At 55.0% G+C, this 18,953-nt stretch carries 17 protein-coding genes; 13 read left to right on the top strand and 4 right to left on the bottom strand.

The genetic code is table 11. The annotated features are described in order from the left end of the window. Position 1 precedes the first annotated feature (1 nt). The 4 genes from EKM90_RS01250 to EKM90_RS01235 all read left to right on the top strand — a co-directional run bounded on the left by EKM90_RS01250 (position 2) and on the right by EKM90_RS01235 (position 5,169). The gene (locus tag EKM90_RS01250) at positions 2-1,150 is read left to right on the top strand and encodes an ROK family transcriptional regulator (protein WP_125579239.1); all 1,149 of its coding nucleotides are present in this window, start codon (positions 2-4) and stop codon (positions 1,148-1,150) included. 103 nt (positions 1,151-1,253) lie between these two features. Next, positions 1,254-2,597, top strand: coding sequence for a xylose isomerase (xylA, locus tag EKM90_RS01245; RefSeq protein WP_125579238.1), 1,344 nt, complete (start codon positions 1,254-1,256; stop codon positions 2,595-2,597). A 12-nt stretch (positions 2,598-2,609) separates the two neighbouring features. Further along, positions 2,610-4,106 (top strand): xylulokinase, encoded by a 1,497-nt coding sequence (xylB, locus tag EKM90_RS01240; protein ID WP_125579237.1) that lies wholly within the window; start codon positions 2,610-2,612, stop codon positions 4,104-4,106. Positions 4,107-4,167: 61 nt separating this feature from the next. Next, on the top strand, positions 4,168-5,169 hold the full coding sequence (locus tag EKM90_RS01235) for an aldose epimerase family protein (RefSeq protein ID WP_125579236.1): 1,002 nt from the start codon (positions 4,168-4,170) through the stop codon (positions 5,167-5,169). A 53-nt stretch (positions 5,170-5,222) separates the two neighbouring features. Here EKM90_RS01235 and EKM90_RS01230 read toward each other — a convergent pair whose 3' ends face one another. Together EKM90_RS01230 and EKM90_RS01225 are read right to left on the bottom strand one after the other, a co-directional pair. Continuing rightward, positions 5,223-6,023 carry a putative ABC transporter permease gene (locus EKM90_RS01230; RefSeq protein WP_125579235.1) on the bottom strand — a complete coding sequence of 267 codons (801 nt, stop codon included), beginning with the start codon at positions 6,021-6,023 and terminating at the stop codon, positions 5,223-5,225. A 49-nt stretch (positions 6,024-6,072) separates the two neighbouring features. Continuing rightward, positions 6,073-6,750, bottom strand: a complete 678-nt coding sequence (locus EKM90_RS01225; protein ID WP_125579234.1) for a type 1 glutamine amidotransferase domain-containing protein — start codon at positions 6,748-6,750, stop codon at positions 6,073-6,075. A 293-nt stretch (positions 6,751-7,043) separates the two neighbouring features. On the opposite strand from EKM90_RS01225, the gene EKM90_RS01220 reads away from it, so the two are divergent. Continuing rightward, positions 7,044-7,973 (top strand): L-lactate dehydrogenase, encoded by a 930-nt coding sequence (locus tag EKM90_RS01220; RefSeq protein WP_125579233.1) that lies wholly within the window; start codon positions 7,044-7,046, stop codon positions 7,971-7,973. A 41-nt stretch (positions 7,974-8,014) separates the two neighbouring features. Continuing rightward, entirely contained in the window at positions 8,015-8,593 is a 579-nt protein-coding gene (locus tag EKM90_RS01215; RefSeq protein ID WP_125579232.1) for a uracil-DNA glycosylase family protein, read from the top strand. A gap of 61 nt (positions 8,594-8,654) precedes the next feature. Here EKM90_RS01215 and EKM90_RS01210 read toward each other — a convergent pair whose 3' ends face one another. Beyond that, complete coding sequence (locus EKM90_RS01210; protein WP_125579368.1) at positions 8,655-9,902, bottom strand: MFS transporter; 1,248 nt, start codon at positions 9,900-9,902, stop codon at positions 8,655-8,657. 196 nt (positions 9,903-10,098) lie between these two features. Here EKM90_RS01210 and EKM90_RS01205 point away from each other — a divergent pair, with 196 nt between their 5' ends. The 3 genes from EKM90_RS01205 (at position 10,099) to EKM90_RS01195 (ending at position 11,469) form a co-directional block, all read left to right on the top strand. Next, complete coding sequence (locus EKM90_RS01205; protein ID WP_125579367.1) at positions 10,099-10,320, top strand: P8 family protein; 222 nt, start codon at positions 10,099-10,101, stop codon at positions 10,318-10,320. A 110-nt stretch (positions 10,321-10,430) separates the two neighbouring features. Next, the gene (locus EKM90_RS01200) at positions 10,431-11,048 is read left to right on the top strand and encodes a LysE/ArgO family amino acid transporter (RefSeq protein ID WP_125579231.1); all 618 of its coding nucleotides are present in this window, start codon (positions 10,431-10,433) and stop codon (positions 11,046-11,048) included. Between the two features lie 10 nt (positions 11,049-11,058). Further along, complete coding sequence (locus tag EKM90_RS01195) at positions 11,059-11,469, top strand: peptide deformylase (RefSeq protein ID WP_125579230.1); 411 nt, start codon at positions 11,059-11,061, stop codon at positions 11,467-11,469. Positions 11,470-11,707: 238 nt separating this feature from the next. On the opposite strand, the gene EKM90_RS01190 is transcribed toward EKM90_RS01195, so the two are convergent. Then, positions 11,708-12,391, bottom strand: a complete 684-nt coding sequence (locus EKM90_RS01190; protein ID WP_125579229.1) for a DUF554 domain-containing protein — start codon at positions 12,389-12,391, stop codon at positions 11,708-11,710. 182 nt (positions 12,392-12,573) lie between these two features. Between EKM90_RS01190 and pepF the strand changes: the two genes are divergently transcribed. The 4 genes from pepF (at position 12,574) to EKM90_RS01170 (ending at position 18,876) form a co-directional block, all read left to right on the top strand. Further along, positions 12,574-14,376, top strand: coding sequence for an oligoendopeptidase F (gene pepF / locus EKM90_RS01185; RefSeq protein WP_164507801.1), 1,803 nt, complete (start codon positions 12,574-12,576; stop codon positions 14,374-14,376). A 239-nt stretch (positions 14,377-14,615) separates the two neighbouring features. Beyond that, positions 14,616-15,449: a PRD domain-containing protein gene (locus tag EKM90_RS01180; protein ID WP_164507800.1), complete on the top strand. Its 834-nt coding sequence runs from the start codon at positions 14,616-14,618 to the stop codon at positions 15,447-15,449. A gap of 87 nt (positions 15,450-15,536) precedes the next feature. After that, the gene (locus EKM90_RS01175) at positions 15,537-17,426 is read left to right on the top strand and encodes a beta-glucoside-specific PTS transporter subunit IIABC (protein ID WP_125579226.1); all 1,890 of its coding nucleotides are present in this window, start codon (positions 15,537-15,539) and stop codon (positions 17,424-17,426) included. Beyond that, complete coding sequence (locus EKM90_RS01170) at positions 17,410-18,876, top strand: glycoside hydrolase family 1 protein (RefSeq protein ID WP_125579225.1); 1,467 nt, start codon at positions 17,410-17,412, stop codon at positions 18,874-18,876. Before EKM90_RS01175 ends, EKM90_RS01170 begins: the two co-directional genes overlap by 17 nt. Positions 18,877-18,953 lie beyond the last annotated feature (77 nt).

Raw genomic sequence — 18,953 nt, 5'->3', positions numbered from 1 at the left:
GATGGCGAGAATGAGTAAGCATAGCGTGCGCCAAAACAATGAGAAAAATGTGCTTCAGGCGGTCATCAATAACGGCCCGATTGCCCGTAGCCAAGTGGCCAAGGCCCTGAAGCTCAACAAAGTCACCGTCTCGGATATTTTTAGCCAGTTGCTGGATGAAGGTTATCTTGAAGTGGTAGGCAGCGGGGAAGGCTCGCAAGCTGGGGGCCGCAAACCCACGCTGCATCGGTTCAATCCCCATTATGGTTATGTGGTCAGTTTTGACTTGGGTTTTCATGCCACCGATATGATGGTGACCACCTTAACGGGACAGGTGCTCCACAGCGCTAATTTTTGGGGTGAAGGCGCGCCAATCGCTGAGCGGCTGGCCTTCATGGTGCAGCAGGTGCAGGCCTTTCAACAAGCCAATGCTGGGCAGACCTTGCACGGCCTATTAGGCGTGGCTATTGGCGTACACGGCATCGTTAATCACAATCAGGTGGTGGACTCGCCGTTTATGGCCCTGGATGGCATTGCGTTGGCGCCGTATTTTGAGCAAGCGCTGGGGGTGCCAGTGGTGCTTGAAAACGAGGCTAACTTGGCCGCGCTGTATGCTCGGGATTTTACCGAACTTGCCGCGGCCCAGCAGGATCTCGTAGCGCTGAGCATTCACAAAGGCATCGGGGCCGGGGTCGTCATTGATGGCCAGCTGTTCCGCGGGGCCAATGGGGGCGCCGGCGAAGTGGGCCGCGCCTTGGCACCAGACGACCAGGGCCAGTTGGTGAAAATTGAAACCCTCTGCTCTGAAGATGCGGTGCTGGCGCAACTGGCTACGGTCAGCGGTCATGCGCTCAAGGCCGAGGAGATGGCGGGTCTAACCAAGACGGCCACGCCGGCAATGCAGACAGTGCTCGCCCAGTTCGTCATGCGCCTGACGCTGGTGATTCACAACTTGGTGGCCAGTTATGATCCCAAAATTGTTGTCATCAACTCCCAACTGATCGCGGCCAATCCAGACTTGCTGACTGACCTCACCCGGGCGCTGACGGCGGCCGGGCATGCGGTGCCGCTAACTTTGGGCGAGGCCGGTGAGCACGCAATTACGCTCGGCGGCACGACGCTGATTGTGCATCAGGTGCTGGGGATAGGTAGCCGCCAGTTGCACTTTTAACTTGCAAGCACTTTCAAAAAGAGGGTTGACCTTGCGCCCGGCTGGTGGTACCTTTGTCCCGTAGTTAGTAAGTTATATAAACAAACTAAACGGAGGCTTTTTGATGTATAAACAAAGTTATTTTCCGAATGTGGACAGTATCAAGTACCTTGGCCCAACTAGCCTGAAATCGACGCTAGGTTTTCAGTATTACAACCCAGATGAACTCGTCGGCGGCAAGAAGATGCGCGACCAGTTGAAGTTTGCGGTGGCCTTTTGGCACACCTTTGACCAGCAGCTGGTGGATCCTTTTGGTGATGGCACGGCGCAGCGGCCTTACTCAGAATTCACTGGCATGGACTTGGCCAAAGCGCGGGTGGAAGCCGCGTTTGAATTCTTCGACAAGCTCGGCGTGGACTATTTCTGCTTCCATGACCGGGACATTGCGCCGGAAGGGGACACGCTGCGGGAAACCAACAAGAACCTCGACGAAATCCTGGATATGATTACTGATTACCAGAAGACTTCGGGCAAAAAAGTGCTGTGGAACACGGCGAACATGTTCACCAATCCGCGGTTCGTGGCCGGGGCCGCGTCTTCACCTTTCGCTGATGTCTTTGCTTATGCAGCGGCCCAGGTCAAGAAAGGCCTGGAAACCGCTAAGCGCGTCGGCGCTTCAAACTATGTGTTCTGGGGCGGGCGTGAAGGGTACGAATCCCTGCTGAACACCGATATGAAGCGGGAACAGGATCACCTGGGCCAGTTCTTCAACCTGGCGGCGGATTACGCCAAGGAAATCGGCTTTGATGGTCAGCTGCTGCTGGAACCCAAGCCGAAGGAACCAATGACGCACCAGTACGATTTTGATGCCGCCACCACCATTAACTTCATGAAGACTTATGGCCTGGCTGGCACCTACAAGCTGAATTTGGAAGGCAACCATGCCAATTTGGCGGGGCATTCCTACCAGCATGAAATCCGCACTGCCCGCGAAGCCGGTTTGTTGGGTTCACTGGATGCCAACCAAGGCGATGAGCTGATTGGCTGGGATATCGACGAATTCCCATCTAATTTGTACGAAACCACCTTGGCGATGTACGAAGTCTTGAAGAACGGCGGCCCGCACAAAGGCGGCTTGAACTTCGATGCTAAACCACGGCGCTCCTCGTTTGAAGCAGAAGATATGTTCTACTCGCATATTGTCGGTATGGATAGCTTCGCCGCTGGCCTGCGGGTGGCGCAAAAGCTGATCGATGATCATGTCTTCGAAGATGTCATAGCGGATCGTTACAGTAGCTACGAATCTGGCATTGGCGCCACGATTGAAAATGGCACGGCGACCTTCCAGAGTCTGGAAGCTGACGTCATCGACAAGCCGCAAAGTGACTTGATTGCGGCGACGCATTCCGGCCACTTGGAACAGCTCAAGGACACGCTCAATCACTACATCATTCAGACGTTGAAGTAACGGAGGGTCGATATGGCAACAGTGATTGGCGTGGATTTAGGCACCAGTGCCGTCAAGGTGCTGTTGGTGGCGCAAAGCGGCAACACGCTAGCCACCGCCAGTGCCGATTATCCCTTGCAGCAGCCGCAACCTGGGTACAGCGAACAAAATCCAGAAGACTGGATTCGCGGGGTCAAAACGGCCTTGCAGAAGCTGGGCCAGCAGCCTGACGTCGATTTCAGCCAGGTGGCAGGGTTAAGCTTCTCCGGCCAAATGCACGGGCTGGTGCTGCTGTCGGCCGCCATGCGGCCGCTGCGCCCAGCAATTTTGTGGAATGATACCCGCACCACCGCAGAAGTCGAGCAGATCAAGCAAAAGATGGGCGATGATTTTATCGCCGTCACCCGCAACCGGGCCCTAGAAGGCTTCACCTTACCGAAGTTGCTGTGGGTCCAAAAACACGAACCCGCCAATTTCGCCGCGGCGCGCGTCTTTCTGCTACCCAAGGATTATGTGCGTTACCGCATGACCGGGCAGGTGGGACTGGATTATTCCGATGCTGCAGGGACAGTGATGCTCGACGAAAGTACCCGCCAGTGGTCCACGACGATTTTGCAGACCTTTGGCATTCCCGCTAGCCTGTGTCCGCCACTGGTAGAAGCCACCGCTTGTGTCGGCACCTTAACCGCCGACTTTGCGGCGGCGGTGGGGTTGCCCCAAACCGTGAAGGTCTTTGCTGGCGGCGCCGATAATGCCTGCGGGGCGGTAGGGGCTGGGGTACTCAGTGCTGACCAATTGATGCTAAGCATTGGGACCTCTGGCGTGGTTTCGACTTTCGAGCCAGATTCCACCACGACTTACCACGGTCAGCTGCACTACTTTGATCATGTGGTGCCAGGGCAGCACTACTCCATGGGCGTCACTTTGGCCGCGGGGCATAGCTTGAATTGGTTCAAGCACACCTTTGCCGCGGATGAAGATTTCACCAGCCTGGTGGCCAGCGCCGCCGCGTCCCAGCCGGGTGCGAATGGCTTGCTGTTCACACCGTATCTGGTCGGGGAACGGACGCCTTATGCGGATGCGAAAATCCGCGGTAGCTTCATCGGGATTGATAGCCGCCAGACCCGGGCGGATTTTGTGCGGGCGGTGCTGGAAGGTATCACCTTCTCTTTCCGGGATTTGCTGGGGCTATACCAAGCCAGTGGGCGGCAGTTTGCTTCGGCCATTACGATCGGCGGCGGGGCGCAAAGTCCGCTGTGGCTGCAGATCCAAGCCGATATTCTCAACTTGAAGATTGTCAGTCTGGCCACTAATCAAGGACCAGGGCTAGGCGCGGCGATGATTGCGGCAGTCGACTTGGGTTGGTATGCTGACTTCAAGGCCTGCGCGGCAGATTTCGTGCAGGTGGCAGCGACTTATGAACCGGACCCAGCAGCCGTGCGCAGCTATGACCGGTACTATCAGCTGTATCATCAGGTCTACGGTGCTACCGCCGGTCTGACGGCTGGACTGTTGGCTGCGGAAAAATAAAAACAAAGCCGTCCAGATTTGGGCGGCTTTTGCGCACTAGGGTCAAGCATAGGAGGATGCAATGACAGTCACATTGAAACGCTATGGCACACTGAAAGGTGAGCCGCTGTATGAAATCACATTGGTGAACCACCAGGGGATGACGGTCGACCTCTTGAATTACGGCGCCACGCTTGAACGCGTGCGGGTGCCAGCTGGTCATCAGCTGGTCGATGTCATTTTGCATCTCGCCCAGCCGAGTGATTACAGTGAGGCGCGCAACTTGCTCGGCGGGACCGTGGGGCGCATCATCGCGCGCGTGCCAGGCCACACTTGGCACCGCGGCGAGGCGCCGGTGAGTCTGCCAGCCAATGAAGGGGCCAACACGATTCACGGCGGCCCCGATGGTCTGGATATGCAGGCCTGGAATTTGGCTTACCGCGAAGGTCCGGCTGCAGATCAGGTGACCTTCACTTTAGTTGATTTTGGCGGCCACAATGGCTTTCCAGGAAACGTGAAAACGACGGTAGCGTATACGCTGGATGATGACAACCGCTTGACCTATGCTTTAACCGCCGCAACGGATCAAATGACCTTGTTTAACGCGACCAATCACGTGTACTTTGCCTTGGACGGTCCAGATTCGACGGTGGCTCAAACCACCTTGCAACTAGCGAGTGATTACTACGGCCCGCTGGCAGCCAATCATTTGCCTAGTGGCTGGGCAGCAGTAACAGGGACACCCTTTGACTTCCGCCAGCCCCGGCGGCTAGGTGAGGTGATGCCGCTGGTGCTTGGTGGGGCCGGGCTGGATCATCCGTTCTTGCTTAAACAAGACCAGGCCGCCACCTTAACCGGGGCGTCAGGACGGGCTGTCACCATGACCACCACCGCGCCGGCGGTGGTGGTTTACACGGGCAATCATTGGGATGAGGCGCAAGGCGCGGCGGCCCACTTGCGGCGTCACAGCGGCGTCACCTTAGAAGCGCAAGTGGCCCCGCCGAGTGGCCAAGATTGGTCGGCCATCACCTTGATGCCAGGTGACCCGTATCAGTTGCAAACGACCTGGCAATTTAAATTTTAACCACAGTAAAATGCCAAGTGCGGTTAGCGCCGCACTTGGCATTTTGATTCGAGCTATTTTCGAGCTTTTTTCAGCAGTTCGGCTAAGGCAGAAATATCCTTGGCCGAGGTCTGGGTATCATTCAAGTGCAAATGCGGGAAGCTCTTCAACCACCGCCGCTGACTCCAACTGAGTTTCGGCAAAGTCGCCTGGGCGCCTTGATTGCGGCGATAGTCAGCTAACCAGCGCGGCTCGTCTTGGCTCAGCTTGGCGGTAGCAGTGTCGACTTGCGTGATCAGTTCCTGTTTCTTGGTGTCGATGGCATCGCCGATGCGCTTGGTGGCAGCGCCAAAGGCCAGCACGTTCGCGAGACTGAAGCCGAAGTCAAACATGAAGAGCGCCAGCATCACAATCGCGGCAAAAATACCGTAGCGCACATCGAGGCGGGTGACAAAATGGGCGACCACCGGATGGACGAACTTGATCACCAGCACCACCCCAACGCCCCAGAAAGCCGAGATGGGCAGCGCCACCCGGCCGTTTAAGTTGAGGGGTATTTTGGAATAGTCCCACCAGCGGGCGTGGAAGAGTTTTTCCATCAGCCAGGAAGTGACATATTCAATTACCGTAATCACCAGTGCGGAAAGTAAGTACAGCAGCACTAGATTATGAGCAAAAGGCTGCACCAAGGCCAGCACAGCAGTGATGCTGAAGCCGTAAACCGGAATGACGGGACCGGCCAGAAAGCCAGAGTTGGTCCATTGCCGCTTTTTAACGCTGACATAGCCACTTTCCCAGAGCCAGCCGACGAAGGCATAGGCAAAAAAGTAAAGCACCCACAAAGTGAAGGTTTGTTCAAATTCAGTCGCGGTCATCGGCCTCGCCTCCTTGCCTCCTACTCTAGCACAACCTTGAAGGGCAGGGCTAGGCGTCTAGCGCCTGGAGCAAGGTGCTGGCCACCGCTTTCGGACTCCAAGGATTTTGCCCGGTGATGAGCTGGCCATCCTTGACGGCAAACGGCTTGAACGCCCGCCGTTTTTCAAATAACGCCCCGCGGCTGGCGGCCACTTGCTCATTCAAAAATGGCACCAAGTTGCGCTTGCCGGAGAGAATTTCTTCCTGCGTGGTGAAGCCAGTGATGTGTTTGTCCTCAATCAAATAATGCCCGGCGTCGTCGCGTAAGTTGAGCAGCCCGGCAATGCCGTGACAAACCGAGGTGACATACCCGCCGTGCTGGTAGATTTGCTGGGCAATGGTTTGTAAAGCGGCGTTTTCGGGAAAATCAAACATCACGCCATGACCGCCGGTATAGTAAATCGCGGCGTAATCGAGGGGATTGATCACGCCTGGCGCCAAGCTGTTGGCCAAGGCGCGCTGCTGAAAGTCAGGCTGGCGGTACAGCGCAAAAGCAGCCTCATCCGCATACTTCATGCCGCGGGGATCGAGCGGGACATACCCGCCGCGCGGGCTGACATAATCGACCTCATACTGCGGGGTAACGGCGTCAACGAACTCTGTCGCTTCGCCGAGCCACAGTCCGGTGGCTTCCGGCTTCTTGACGAACCGGGTGGTATTGGTTAAGACAACAAGGATTTTTTTCAAGATCTTGCCTCCCAAAAGTGGTTATCTGGGAATAGTTTAACACAAAACGTGAAAGCGGTTTATCAGGCTGCGGAGGGCGGCCGTATTTAGCTCGACGATTAGCCTAGCACCAGGCATTGCTGCTGGTTTTGCAGCGAGGCCTGGTGCGTAGCTGAGCGCTCGAGCGTTGGCCACCCGTAGCGCGACTACAGGCAGCGAGGCCATCACGCGATGCCTCGCATTTCCCTTTTAATAACAACCCCGGTATACTGAAAGCGGTTAATCAATGGCGCAATACGAAAGGAAGAATCCTAATGAAATCAGCAAATATTGTCCTGATCGGCGACGGCGCGATTGGCTCCAGCTACGCCTTCAACTGTTTGATCACTGGGGTCGGCAAAAGCATTGGCATCATCGACGTCAATATGACGCGGGTGCAAGGGGATGTGGAAGATTTGAGTGACGCCTTGCCTTACGTCGCTCAGAAAAATATTTATGCCGCGAATTATGCCGACTGCGAATACGCCGACATCGTGGTGATCACCGCTGGTGTGGCGCAAAAGCCAGGCGAAACGCGGCTTCAGCTACTGGCTAAAAATGCCAAAATCATCACTGACATCACCAACAACATTATGGCCAACCATTTTGACGGCATCATTTTGGTCGCCAGCAACCCAGTCGATGTGTTGACCGAACTGGTGCTGCGGCTTTCCGGCCTGCCGCGCAATCGGGTGCTCGGCTCAGGTACAGCGTTGGACAGTGCCCGGTTGCGGTCTGAAATCGGTCGCCGGTACAACATCGATGTCCGCACCGTGCACGCCTATATCATGGGCGAACACGGAGACTCCGAATTTCCAGTGTGGGATTATGCCACGGTTGGTGGCCAGCCGCTGTGCGACTTTGTGCCAAAAGCCCAGCAAGACCAGGATTTTGCCACGATTAGCGAGCGCGTCAAGACGGCGGCGTATTCGATCATTGAAAAGAAAGGTGCCACCTTCTATGGCATTGCCGCCAGCCTGACGCGGCTGACGGCGGCGGTGCTGAACGATGACCACGCTGCGTTCGCCATGTCCGTGCATCTCGATGGTGAATATGGCCTGCACGATGTTTCGATTGGGGTGCCGGTACTGCTGGGCGGCAACGGGCTGGATCGGATTTTGCAACTGGATTTGAACCCGGCTGACCTCAAGCGGCTGCAAGACTCCGCCCAAGTGCTGAAGGACAATTTGCAGACCGTGCTTTAATGCAGTAGGCTAGGCGGTATCACGTACTGGAAAGGACCCGTATGCGAACTGCCGAGGAAATCTTCAACGCCATTCAAGCCGATGAGCAAAACGCTGACTACACTGCCGCGGGCGTGAAGCCACTGTACAAAGCGCCGGCTACTGCCGAGCTGTTGATTATCAGTCAGGCCCCCAGCCGCAAGGCGCAGGAAACCGAATCGTTTTGGAATGACCCTAGCGGCGATCGCTTGCGGGCGTGGATGGGTGTGACGCCGGCAGAGTTTTATCAATCAGGTAAAATTGGCATTCTGCCGCTTGATTTCTACTATCCTGGTAAAGCCAAGTCTGGCGATTTGCCGCCGCGCAAAGGGTTTGCGGAAAAGTGGCACGAACCGATTTTGGCGCTAATGCCGCATGTGCAATTAACCCTGCTGATTGGCATGTATGCCCAGCGCTATTACTTGGGCAAGCGCCGGCAGAAGACGCTGACCGCCACTGTCGAACATTATCAGGACTATCTGCCGCAGTATTTGCCGCTAGTACACCCGTCACCGCTGAATTACGGCTGGTTCCGGCGCAATCCTTGGTTTGATGAACAAGTGGTGCCCGATTTGCAAAAGCGGGTGCGAGCGCTGCTGTGAATCGTTGCTGAAGGCACATCCAAAAAGAAGACCCAGCCGACTATTCGACTGGGTCTTTGCGTTACAGCTGGGCCTGATGACTGCCTTGATGGAACCACTTGCTGACGAGCGGTCGGTTCAGCATCATCAGTGGCACCAGCAAAACCAGCGCCAAAATCCCGCAAGCAGGGAAGCCCCACAGCCCGCCGGCAATGTCCATCACAGTGCCGACATACAGCGAGCCGATCGGAGTGCTCCCTTGGTTAAGCAGCACGTAGACGCTCATGATGCGGCCCCGCAATTCATTGGGGATGTTGAATTGGAAGGAAGCGTTGGACTGGTTGAGAAAAATCATGTTGCAAAAGCCGATCAGCACCATCACCACCATGGCCAGCGGGTAGTTGCGCACGAACAGCATCCCGGCTTGAAGGGTTGCGGTGCCGATGCCCACCCATAAGTAGATGTTGCGCTGGAGCCCAAAGCGCGAAAGATAGCTCATCAAAAAAGCCGCGATTAAGGAACCCACCCCGGTTGCCGACAGCAAGTTAGCATAGGTTTGAGCGCCGCCGTGAAACACCGTTTTGGCCATGATCGGGATGATGACATTGTTATTGAAATTCAGGGTGCAAACAATCAGCATCAGCTCGGCCGACAGGCGCACGGCCTGATGCGACCAGACATAAGCGAGGCCTTCCTTGAGCTCGGTCCACACTTTGCGGTGGGAGTGGGAAGCCACCACATGGTCTTGGTGAATCAGGAACAGTCCAAGCAAAACCGCTAAGTAGGAAATGGCATCTACTAGAAAGCAAAAACCAACGGAATATTGCGCCATCAGCAGGCCGGCCAGCGAAGGCCCAGCGATTTTGGCCAAGTTGAAAATCGTGGAATTCAAGGAAATGCCATTCATCAAATTCTTTTGCCCAACGAGTTCGACCACAAAGGATTGGCGCGTCGGGGTGTCAAACGCCTGAAAGCAGCCGTACAGAAAGGCAATCAGGAGAATATGCCAGTACTGGACGGTGTTGGTGTAGACAAGCACGGTCATCAGTGCCCCTAGCACCAAGAAGGCGGCTTGGGTGACAATCAAAATCGTCCGCTTGGAGAAGCGGTCAATTAAGGTGCCGGCGACCAGCGTCAGCCCTAAAATCGGGATGAACTGGAAGGCTGACAGGAGCCCGACCTTGAACGCCGACCGGGTCATTTCATACACGAGCCAGGTTTGCGCCGTGCGCTGCACCCAGGTCCCCATGGTGGAGACACACTGACCGAGCCAAAAATAACGAAAATTACGTTCACTAAGCGAGGAAAACATACTACGCAGGACGTTCATGTGGGTCACGGCTTTCATCAAAATCAATCTGGTTTCATTTTTGAGCAACCTAGAACTGATGTCAATCACGCAGAGCGCGGTGTCATTTGTCAAGTAATTAGCACTCACCGAAATAAAGTGCTAATTTTTTGACGCGGCGGGGCAGTTTTGGACTATAATGGCTTTGTACTCAAGTAAGAAAACAATGGAGGTAATGATCATGGCAGCAGATCCTGAAAAGACTTTGGTGCTTGATGAACCAATGAACGCGGTGTTTGATTGGAGCGATGATGAAACCCCAGTTCGTGACGCATTGTGGGATTACTATATGGAGAACAACAACCACAATACCATTGAGACCGAAGAGACGATGAAGCCACTGCTTGACCAAAGCGATGACGAAATCAAGGCCTTGGCTGAGAAGTTGCTGAAGAAGTAATTTAACATCAAGTACTGTAAAAAGAGGCCGCGTGGCTTCTTTTTTTTGCAGAAAACCCGCCTGCTGAATGCTATGATAGAAAAAGCACGTTTTCAGGAGGCGAAGGGGCAATGTTAGCCGTCTATCTTCGCGCCATGGTGATTTCCTTGGCGTTGGTGAGTTCCATCGGGATGCAAAATATTTATGCGTTTAACAACGCCATGAGCAACACCTTGCGCCGGGCGCTGCTGGTCGCTGGCTTCATCTGGATTGCCGACACCTTGCTGACGTCGATTGCCTTTTTGGGCATGGGCGCCTTGATTGCCGCCAATCAGGTGATCAAAATCATTGTGATGGGCCTAGGCGGCTTGGTGGTGATTTGGATGGGCTACGGCATTGTGCGGGGTGCCAACGCCGCGTCTTTTGGCAACGATCATCAGGAACAATCACTGAAGCAGTGGTTCACCGGCGCGTTTGTGGTGTCCTTCGCCAACCCGCAGGCCTTAATTGATACTAGCGTGACGTTAGGCGCTTTGCGGAGCCCCCTAACGATGACCGAAGCCTGGGTGTTCCTAGGCGGCATTATCACCTCCACGGCGCTGTGGTTCCTCGTGGTGACGACGGTGATTAACTTGCTCCGCAATCGCTTGCCACGGCGGGTGCTGATGTGGATCAACATCGCCTCTGGGATTGTCGTGATGTTTTACGGGGTGCGGCTGGTAGTGAACGCCGTAATGGCCGTGCTTTAAGGAGGTAACGATGAAACAACCGATTAATCGCGATCAGCTTTTTTTGCAGCAGCAAAGCCAGCCCGCCACACCGCTAGATGCTCCGGTGATCCAGAATTTGCAGGACACCTTAGCCGCTAATGCTGACCGCTGTGTTGGTATGGCGGCGAACATGATTGGGGTGGCTAAGCGCATCATCATTGTGCAGCGCGGCCCGTTCGCTCAAATTATGGTCAATCCAGTGCTTAAGGCCAAACAAGGCGCTTACCAAGCGCAAGAAGGCTGCCTGTCGCTATCCGGTGAGCGACCAGCCACGCGCTATCAGCAAATCACCGTGGCCTATCAGGATGCAAACTTTAAGCCTCATGTGGAAACGGTCAGCGGGTTTGTGGCGCAGATTATCCAGCATGAAATGGATCACCTTGAAGGCATCCTCATTTAATTCATCTATCAAGGGGCTGTGACAAATGTCACTGCCCCTAGATTCACTCCGGGTATTTCAGCAGAGTTACGTGCCAAAAGGCCGGAGTCGCGCAGCTTGATCAGCCTGTAGTGCAAAGCACGTACAGGCTGACATGCGGCAGCAGCTACGCCATCCACCGAGTCCAAAGTTCGGACTTGGTGGATGGCTAGGCTACCTGGCGACTCCAAAACCGCCTTTTGTCACAGCCCTCTCGTCGTTAGTGGAACCAGCTCATGCCCAAGAAAAACAGCGGTGGAATGAGCAGTGCCGGCAGGAGATTGAGGGTTTTGATTTTGGCGAGGCCGAGAATGTTGACACCGGAAGCAAAAATCAACACGCCTCCAACAATCGAAATCTCGGTCAACAGCGGGGTGGAAATGGCCCCTTGTAGCAACTTGGCCAGCAGGTACAAACTGCCTTGCCAGCACAGCAAGACTGGGGCGGTCAAGATAATCCCAATCCCGAAAGTCGAAGCAAGCACCATCGAGGTAATCAAATCCAGCGTGCCATTGGTAAACAGAAACGTGTAATCCTGGTGCAAGGCCGCTTCCATGGGTCCGACAATGGACAAGGTGCCGATGCAAAAGAGCAAGATGGCCGTCGATAAACCCTGTCCCAGCTGACTGCCCCCTTTGCCGCGCGCCAGCAGGCGATTGAAGCGGTCATCCAAATCCAGCAAGCTACCGATTAAGGCGCCCAAGGCCATGCTGGCGATGAACAACACCGGATATTGACTATGGGGCATTTTTTGCACCGAAGTATTGATGCCTAGCATCATCACCGCCAGCCCCATGGCGGTCATCAAGGCGTGATTAGCCTTAGCGGGGATGCCTTTTTTGAAGACACTGCCCACAGTGCTACCAATCATAATCATCAGAACGTTGAAAAATGTGCCTAGCATATCAAATCCTCCAGCTTGAATGGTCTTATTATACGCTAAGCGCTGAATGATTTTTGGTTGAATGACCAACTGCGGTGATGTCTAGCGATTGGAGCGGCGTTCCCCAGGGCTTCCTTCCCGGCGGCTTCAATGCTACAGTGAACACACAGAGTTTTGCCAAATGGGCGAGAGGAGTAATAAGGATGACAGAACAAATCAAACGCAGTGAGGCGCCGGTGGCCCTCACCTGGGATTTGACCGCGTTATTTGCCGATGAGGCGGCGTTCACCGCTGCAGTGACCGAAGCGCAGGCCAAGACGAAGGCGTTGGCCAAGCAGGAGCAAACTTTTACCGCTGATGCCCAGCAATTTGCTAAGACGCTGGCGAGCTATTACGAAGCCAATGAGGCGCTGGATCGCATTGGCATGTACAGTATGCTGGCCGTGGCGCAAGACACCACCGATCCTCAGGCCCAGCAGCTGGCAGCGACCGCTGAGCAGGCCACGACAGCTTTTGCACAAGCCGTGGCCTGGTTGGAACCGGCGATTGTCGCCTTGCCGGAATCGCGGCTGGCAGCGTTTGAGGCAGCTGAACCTACGTTGAAACAGTATCGCCATGCCTTGGCGGCGATTCGCACGCAGGTGGGCCATGTGTTGGCCCCAGGCGAAGAACGGGTGTTAGCGGCGCTGGGCACCACCATCGATGCCCCAGAGTCGATTCAGTCCACTTTAGATGATGCCGATTTGAGCTTTGGCACCATTGAATATGACGGTCAAACGCAGCCGATGACTAAGGGGCTGCGCCGCGTCATTGGCGAAAATGGCCCCCGGCCAGTGCGCAAGCAGGCGGCAAAGCAGTTCGACACCGCCTACTACGATCATCGCTTCACCTTTGCCCAGAGCTTGCAGGCGCATGTCCATGCTCAAAACACCCTGGCGCAGATTCGCCACTATTCATCAGCCCGGGCGATGGATCTGAGTCAAAACCAAATTTCGGAAGCGGTGTACGACACCTTACTGGCGGAAACCCATGCCCATCTGGACCTGGCGCATCGCTACTACGCCCTGCGCAAACAAACCTTGGGCTTAGATGTGATGCATCCCTATGACCTGTCGCTACCGCTGACTGGCGGCAAGACGCCATTTGCCCCAACGTATGATGAAGCCACCGCCACGACTTTAGCGGCGCTGGCGCCATTAGGCAGCGATTACCAGGCACACCTGGAGGACGAGTTTGCCCATCGTTGGGTCGATGTGCTGGAAACCAAAGGCAAGACTTCAGGTGGCTTTGAGGATGCGGCGTATGGCGTTCACCCATACATTCTGCTGAACTGGGCCGACAACTATGACGCCATGAGCACTTTAGCGCATGAATCCGGGCATGCGATGCAAAGCGTGTACGCCAATGCCAATCAGCCGTATTGGGATTCCCAGTACCCGATTTTCACCGCGGAAGTGGCTTCGACGACCAATGAGAGCTTGTTAAATGCTTATCTGCTGAATACGACCAAAGACGACCGCGCCAAACAGATTTATCTGTTAAGCGATGAAGTCGAGAACTTCTTGGGCACGTTCTACACCCAGGCGCGGTTTGCCGAGTTTGAGCTGTTCATGTATCAAACCGAAGCCAGCGGCCAGCCGTTAACGGCCGAAGCGTTAACGGCGAAGTGGGATGAGCTGGAAGCAGCTTACTACGGTCCCAGTGTCACCCCAACCCCTTGGCCTAAGGCGCAGTGGGCGCGGATTCCGCATTTCTTCTACAACTACTACATGTACCAGTACGCCACGTCCAAGGCGATTGCGACGACCTTTGCCAAGCGTATCTTGACGGAAGGCGAGCCAGCAGTGGCGGCGTACAAGGCGTTCTTGAAGGCCGGCAATTCTGATACCCCAGTCAACTTGCTTAAGCGGGCGGGCATCGATGTCACCAAGCCGGATTACCTGGATGCGGCGTTTGCGCATGTGAATGGCCGCTTGGATCAACTGGCAAAATTGTTGAATGCTTAACCGGTCAAACTGAAAGTTAAAGTGAACGCCATCGGTCATCATCATTGACAGGTGGCGTTTTTGTGCTGCCCAAAAATCAATTAATATCAGATATTCGTTATAAAAATAATTAACCTAAGCTACTGTTTTTGCTTGCGCGAGGCAGCGTCGGTTTGCTACGCTTAAATTATTCCATGGAACCGCTTTATTCAACTGACCTTGGCGCGCAAGGCCAGTTAATCTCAGCAAGGGGGCGCCGCATGAAAATCCACAAAGTCCTGAACAACAATGTGGCCATTGTCCGCACCGGCAATGGCCAAGACCAGATTGTCTCTGGGCGCGGCTTGGCGTTCGGCAAGCGCCCCGGCGATGAGCTCGATGCAGCCGCGATTGCGCAGACCTTCACCTTACAAACCAAAAGCACGGTGGCTTACGCGCAATTGTTGGCTGAAATTCCGTATGTCTATTTGCAACTGACAGGCCAGATTCTGGTCCAAGCCAAACAAGCAGGGCTGAGTCTGCATTCCGGCGTCGCCTTGACCTTGGCGGATCACTTGGCCACCGCGGTGCAACGCACGCAAGCCGGAGAGGTGTTACCGAATGTGATGCTGTGGGACACCCAACGCTTTTATCCCCGGGAGTTCGCGGTCGCAGAAGGCGCCTTGGCGTTGGTGCAAGCCAAGCTGAATGTGAGCTTGCCGGCTGATGAGGCCGGGTTTATCGCCTTTCATTTGGTGAACGCCGCCACTGACAGTACCGGCTCTGATGCGGCAGTGGTGACGCGGCTGATGCAAGAAATTTTGAGCATTGTCCGCCACCATTTTCACTTCGAACCGGACCCAAGCACGCCGGATTATGGCCGGTTCATCACCCATCTCAAATTCTTCGCTCAGCGGCTCTATCGCAACGAAGCGATGGCAACGGTGGATGAGGAATTGTTGGCGCTGATCAATCAGCGGTACCAAACGCCGGCGAGTTGTGCCCAGAAGATCAGTCACTTTTTGGATGTGCGTTATGGCTTTACGGTAACACCAGCCGAATGCGGGTATTTAACTTTGCATATTGAACGGCTGGTGTACCGCAAAGCGCAGTAGGCTGCCTGGCAGCCGGTCAGATCGTTGGATGGTGACATTAAGTTGGCCAAACCTTCGGAAAGAAAACTTCTTTCAGGAGGAACTATCATGACAAAATATGAACCGTTAGCAACCGATATTATTGCCAAGGTCGGTGGCCGAGAAAATATTCTTGGCCTGACGCACTGCGTCACCCGGCTGCGGTTTCAACTTAAAGATGAGGGCAAGGCTGATACCGAAGCGCTCAAAGCCATGGATGGCGTGGTGACCGTGCTGCAATCAGCTGGTCAGTACCAGGTCGTGATTGGTAACCATGTGCCTGACGTGTACGCTGAAGTGATGCGGGTCGGCGGCATCGACACTGGCGACACTAGCACGGCGCCGAAGAAAATGAAATTCGGCGACCGGGTGATTGACTTAATTTCAGGCATCATGATGCCTGCCTTGGCCGTGATGTGTGCCGGCGGGATGATCAAAGGCCTGGCCGTGATTTTGATGGTGACCGGCGCCGTGTCGGACAAAGCCGGCGCTTATATTCTGCTTAATGCGATTGGGGATGCCTGCTTCTACTTCTTCCCAATCATCATTGGCTTTAACGCCGCTAAGAAATTCAACATGACCCCGTTTTTGGGCCTGATTATTGGGGCCGCGTTGGTGCATCCCACCATTAACGGCGTGGATCTGAACTTCTGGGGCATGAACTTCAATGCCAGCTACAGTTCCACCATTTTGCCGGTGATTCTGATGGTGGCGTTAGCCGCACCGCTTGAACGCTGGTTGAACACCGTGATTCCGGATGTGGTCAAAACCTTCTTGGTTCCAATGCTGACGCTACTGGTCATCGTGCCAATTGGCTTCATGCTGATTGGCCCGGCCGCCAACGCGGTATCCATGGTGATCATGCAAGGCGTTGAAGCCCTAACCAACTTCAGCCCGATTTTGGCTGGGTTGGTACTCGGCGCCACTTGGCAACTGCTGGTGATGTTCGGCGTCCACATGATGATCGTCGTGATGGCCATGATTCCACTGGCCGCAGGGCAACCCACTGCCATTATGGCTGCCATCACCTGGGTTTCCTTCGCCCAAACCGCGGTCGTTGTCGCGATTTGGCTGAAGACGCATGATAAAAAGCTCAAAGGGATTGCTTTACCAGCCTGGATCTCTGGGATTTTCGGGGTGACGGAACCGGCGATTTACGGGGTGACCTTGCCCCGGGTGAAAATGTTTGTGCTGTCCTGTATCGGTGGCGGCTTGGCCGGCGCAGTGAGTGGGGCTTTGGGCATGATGGCTTACCGCATGGGCGGCATGGGCCTGTTCGCCTTACCGAGTTTGCTGAGTGTTGAAAATCCAAGCCGTGATCTGATGTATGCCGGAATTTGCTTAGCGGTTGCGATGATTCCAACCTTTATTGCGGCCTATGTCATGTATCAAGATGATCCAGTGGTGAATGCCATTGAGGATCAAGGTATTCCTGGGACACCAACGTTGCAGCGCGATACCGTATTGGCCAGCCCGATGAATGGGCAACTGATGCCGTTGCGTGATGTGCCAGATGGTGCCTTTGCCGATGGCGCGCTGGGCGCAGGGATTGCGATTGATCCAAGCGATGGCAACGTGGTGGCGCCAGCTGACGCGACGGTGATGACCGTGTTCCCGACGAAACATGCGATTGGGCTGATTACCGACACTGGCGCCGAAGTCCTGCTACACCTGGGCATGGACACGGTGCAATTAGGCGGGGACCATTTTGACGTGAAAGTGGCGCCGGAGCAACATGTCAAAGCCGGTGACTTGCTGGCGACCATTGACATTGACGCGATTCGTGCCGCTGGCTATTCGATGGTGAGCCCGATGGTGGTGACCAATACTAATGACTACCTGGATGTGATTGCGGAACTGACGCCAGATGCGCAAATCGAAGCGGGCACGCCGCTGTTGACCGTCGTTGCCGATACCCAAGAAGCGATGGGAGGGGCTGTCCATGCCGTTTCCAACTGATTTTCTCTGGGGAGCCGCTTTGGCCGCCAACCAATGTGAAGGGGCCTGGAACGAAGGCGGCAAGGGGCCAAGCGTGGCGGATCATCTAACCGCCGGCAGCCGCACCAAGCCCCGGCGCTTCGTGGAGGATTTGGCCTTAGACGACTATTTTCCTTCGCACACCGGCGTTGATTTCTACCACCGCTTCGAAGAAGATATCGCCCTGTTTGGCCAAATTGGCCTGAAATGTTTGCGCTTGTCGATTGCTTGGAGCCGCATTTTTCCCAATGGCGATGATGCCGAGCCGAATGAGGAAGGCCTCGCGTTTTACGACCGGGTCTTCACCTTATGCCGGGAAAACAACATCACGCCGCTGGTGACCTTGAGCCACTTCGAAATGCCTTACCATTTGGTGACGGCGTACAACGGCTTCGCGGACCGGCGGGTGATTGACATGTTCGTGCGCTACGCCGAAACGTGCTTTACCCGTTACCAGGGTTTGGTGACGCACTGGTTGACCTTCAACGAGATCAACTTCGGCACCCTCAGCGCTGGTCGGTTGATCGGCCTCGGCTTACAGTCGGCAGCCCAAGCGGATTACTTCTTTGGCTCTGGCGATGAAACTGAGCAGTATCAGGCACTGCATCATGTGTTCTTAGCTTCGGCCAAAGCCGTCATCGTTGGTCACCGCATTGATTCCGCCAACCAGATTGGCTGTATGATTGCTAATGGCCTTTCTTATCCGCTGACGCCCAAGCCGGAAGATGTGCTGGCGACGCAGCAGCGCACGGATTGGTTCAATCACTTCTGCGGGGTTGTCCAAGTGCGCGGCGCTTATCCAAGTTTCGCCAAAGCCAAGCTGGCTAAAATGGGCGTCACCTTGGATTTGGCCCCAGATGATGAGGCGACGCTGCTCGCGGGGAAGGTGGACTTCTACTCGTTTTCCTACTATTCCAGCTCATGTCTGGCGGCTGAAGCAGGCGAGGAAAGCCAGGCCAATTTGCTCGCCGGCCAGAAGAATCCTTATTTAGAAACGTCGGCCTGGGGCTGGCAAATCGACCCGATCGGTTTGAGGGTGACGCTGAACCGCTTGTATCAGCGCTACCAAGTGCCGCTGTTGGTCGTGGAAAATGGCCTCGGCGCGGTCGATGAACTCAAAAATGGCATCGTCGATGACCCGTATCGGATTGATTATCTACGGGTGCACGTCAAAGCCATGCACGATGCCATCGTCGAAGATGGCGTGGACTTGATGGGTTATACCATGTGGACGGCGCTGGATCTGATTTCTGCCGGTACTGGGGAAATGGCCAAACGCTATGGGCTGATCTATGTCGACCGCGATGACAGCGGCCACGGCAGCTTGGCGCGGACACCGAAAGCCTCAGCCGCGTGGTACTCAGATGTGATTGCCACCAATGGCGCTTCAGCCTTGGCTGAACTGGCCCACCAAGAGGCTGCAGTCGATTAAGTTGATAATGTTAAGCACCAGCGTGATCGCTAAATTGGCGGTGGCTCTGGTTTTTGTTTTGCTGGTCAAAAATTACC

It is taken from the genome of Lacticaseibacillus suibinensis, assembly GCF_003946175.1.
In the GTDB taxonomy this organism is placed as follows: domain Bacteria; phylum Bacillota; class Bacilli; order Lactobacillales; family Lactobacillaceae; genus Lacticaseibacillus; species Lacticaseibacillus suibinensis.
The sequence above is the reverse complement of the archived record's forward strand: the minus strand, read 5'-3'. Positions and strand labels throughout refer to the sequence as shown.

Excerpts from the sequence above, each read along its gene's own strand:
- EKM90_RS01220 (WP_125579233.1), top strand. The coding sequence starts at position 7,044 with ATGAAATCAGCAAATATTGTCCTGATCGGCGACGGCGCGATTGGCTCC.
- EKM90_RS01175 (WP_125579226.1), top strand. The coding sequence starts at position 15,537 with ATGACAAAATATGAACCGTTAGCAACCGATATTATTGCCAAGGTCGGT.
- EKM90_RS01250 (WP_125579239.1), top strand. The coding sequence starts at position 2 with ATGGCGAGAATGAGTAAGCATAGCGTGCGCCAAAACAATGAGAAAAAT.
- EKM90_RS01200 (WP_125579231.1), top strand. The coding sequence starts at position 10,431 with ATGTTAGCCGTCTATCTTCGCGCCATGGTGATTTCCTTGGCGTTGGTG.
- EKM90_RS01230 (WP_125579235.1), bottom strand. The coding sequence starts at position 6,023 with ATGACCGCGACTGAATTTGAACAAACCTTCACTTTGTGGGTGCTTTAC.
- pepF (WP_164507801.1), top strand. The coding sequence starts at position 12,574 with ATGACAGAACAAATCAAACGCAGTGAGGCGCCGGTGGCCCTCACCTGG.
- EKM90_RS01215 (WP_125579232.1), top strand. The coding sequence starts at position 8,015 with ATGCGAACTGCCGAGGAAATCTTCAACGCCATTCAAGCCGATGAGCAA.
- EKM90_RS01195 (WP_125579230.1), top strand. The coding sequence starts at position 11,059 with ATGAAACAACCGATTAATCGCGATCAGCTTTTTTTGCAGCAGCAAAGC.
- EKM90_RS01235 (WP_125579236.1), top strand. The coding sequence starts at position 4,168 with ATGACAGTCACATTGAAACGCTATGGCACACTGAAAGGTGAGCCGCTG.
- EKM90_RS01210 (WP_125579368.1), bottom strand. The coding sequence starts at position 9,902 with ATGAACGTCCTGCGTAGTATGTTTTCCTCGCTTAGTGAACGTAATTTT.
- xylA (WP_125579238.1), top strand. The coding sequence starts at position 1,254 with ATGTATAAACAAAGTTATTTTCCGAATGTGGACAGTATCAAGTACCTT.
- xylB (WP_125579237.1), top strand. The coding sequence starts at position 2,610 with ATGGCAACAGTGATTGGCGTGGATTTAGGCACCAGTGCCGTCAAGGTG.
- EKM90_RS01190 (WP_125579229.1), bottom strand. The coding sequence starts at position 12,391 with ATGCTAGGCACATTTTTCAACGTTCTGATGATTATGATTGGTAGCACT.
- EKM90_RS01170 (WP_125579225.1), top strand. The coding sequence starts at position 17,410 with ATGCCGTTTCCAACTGATTTTCTCTGGGGAGCCGCTTTGGCCGCCAAC.
- EKM90_RS01180 (WP_164507800.1), top strand. The coding sequence starts at position 14,616 with ATGAAAATCCACAAAGTCCTGAACAACAATGTGGCCATTGTCCGCACC.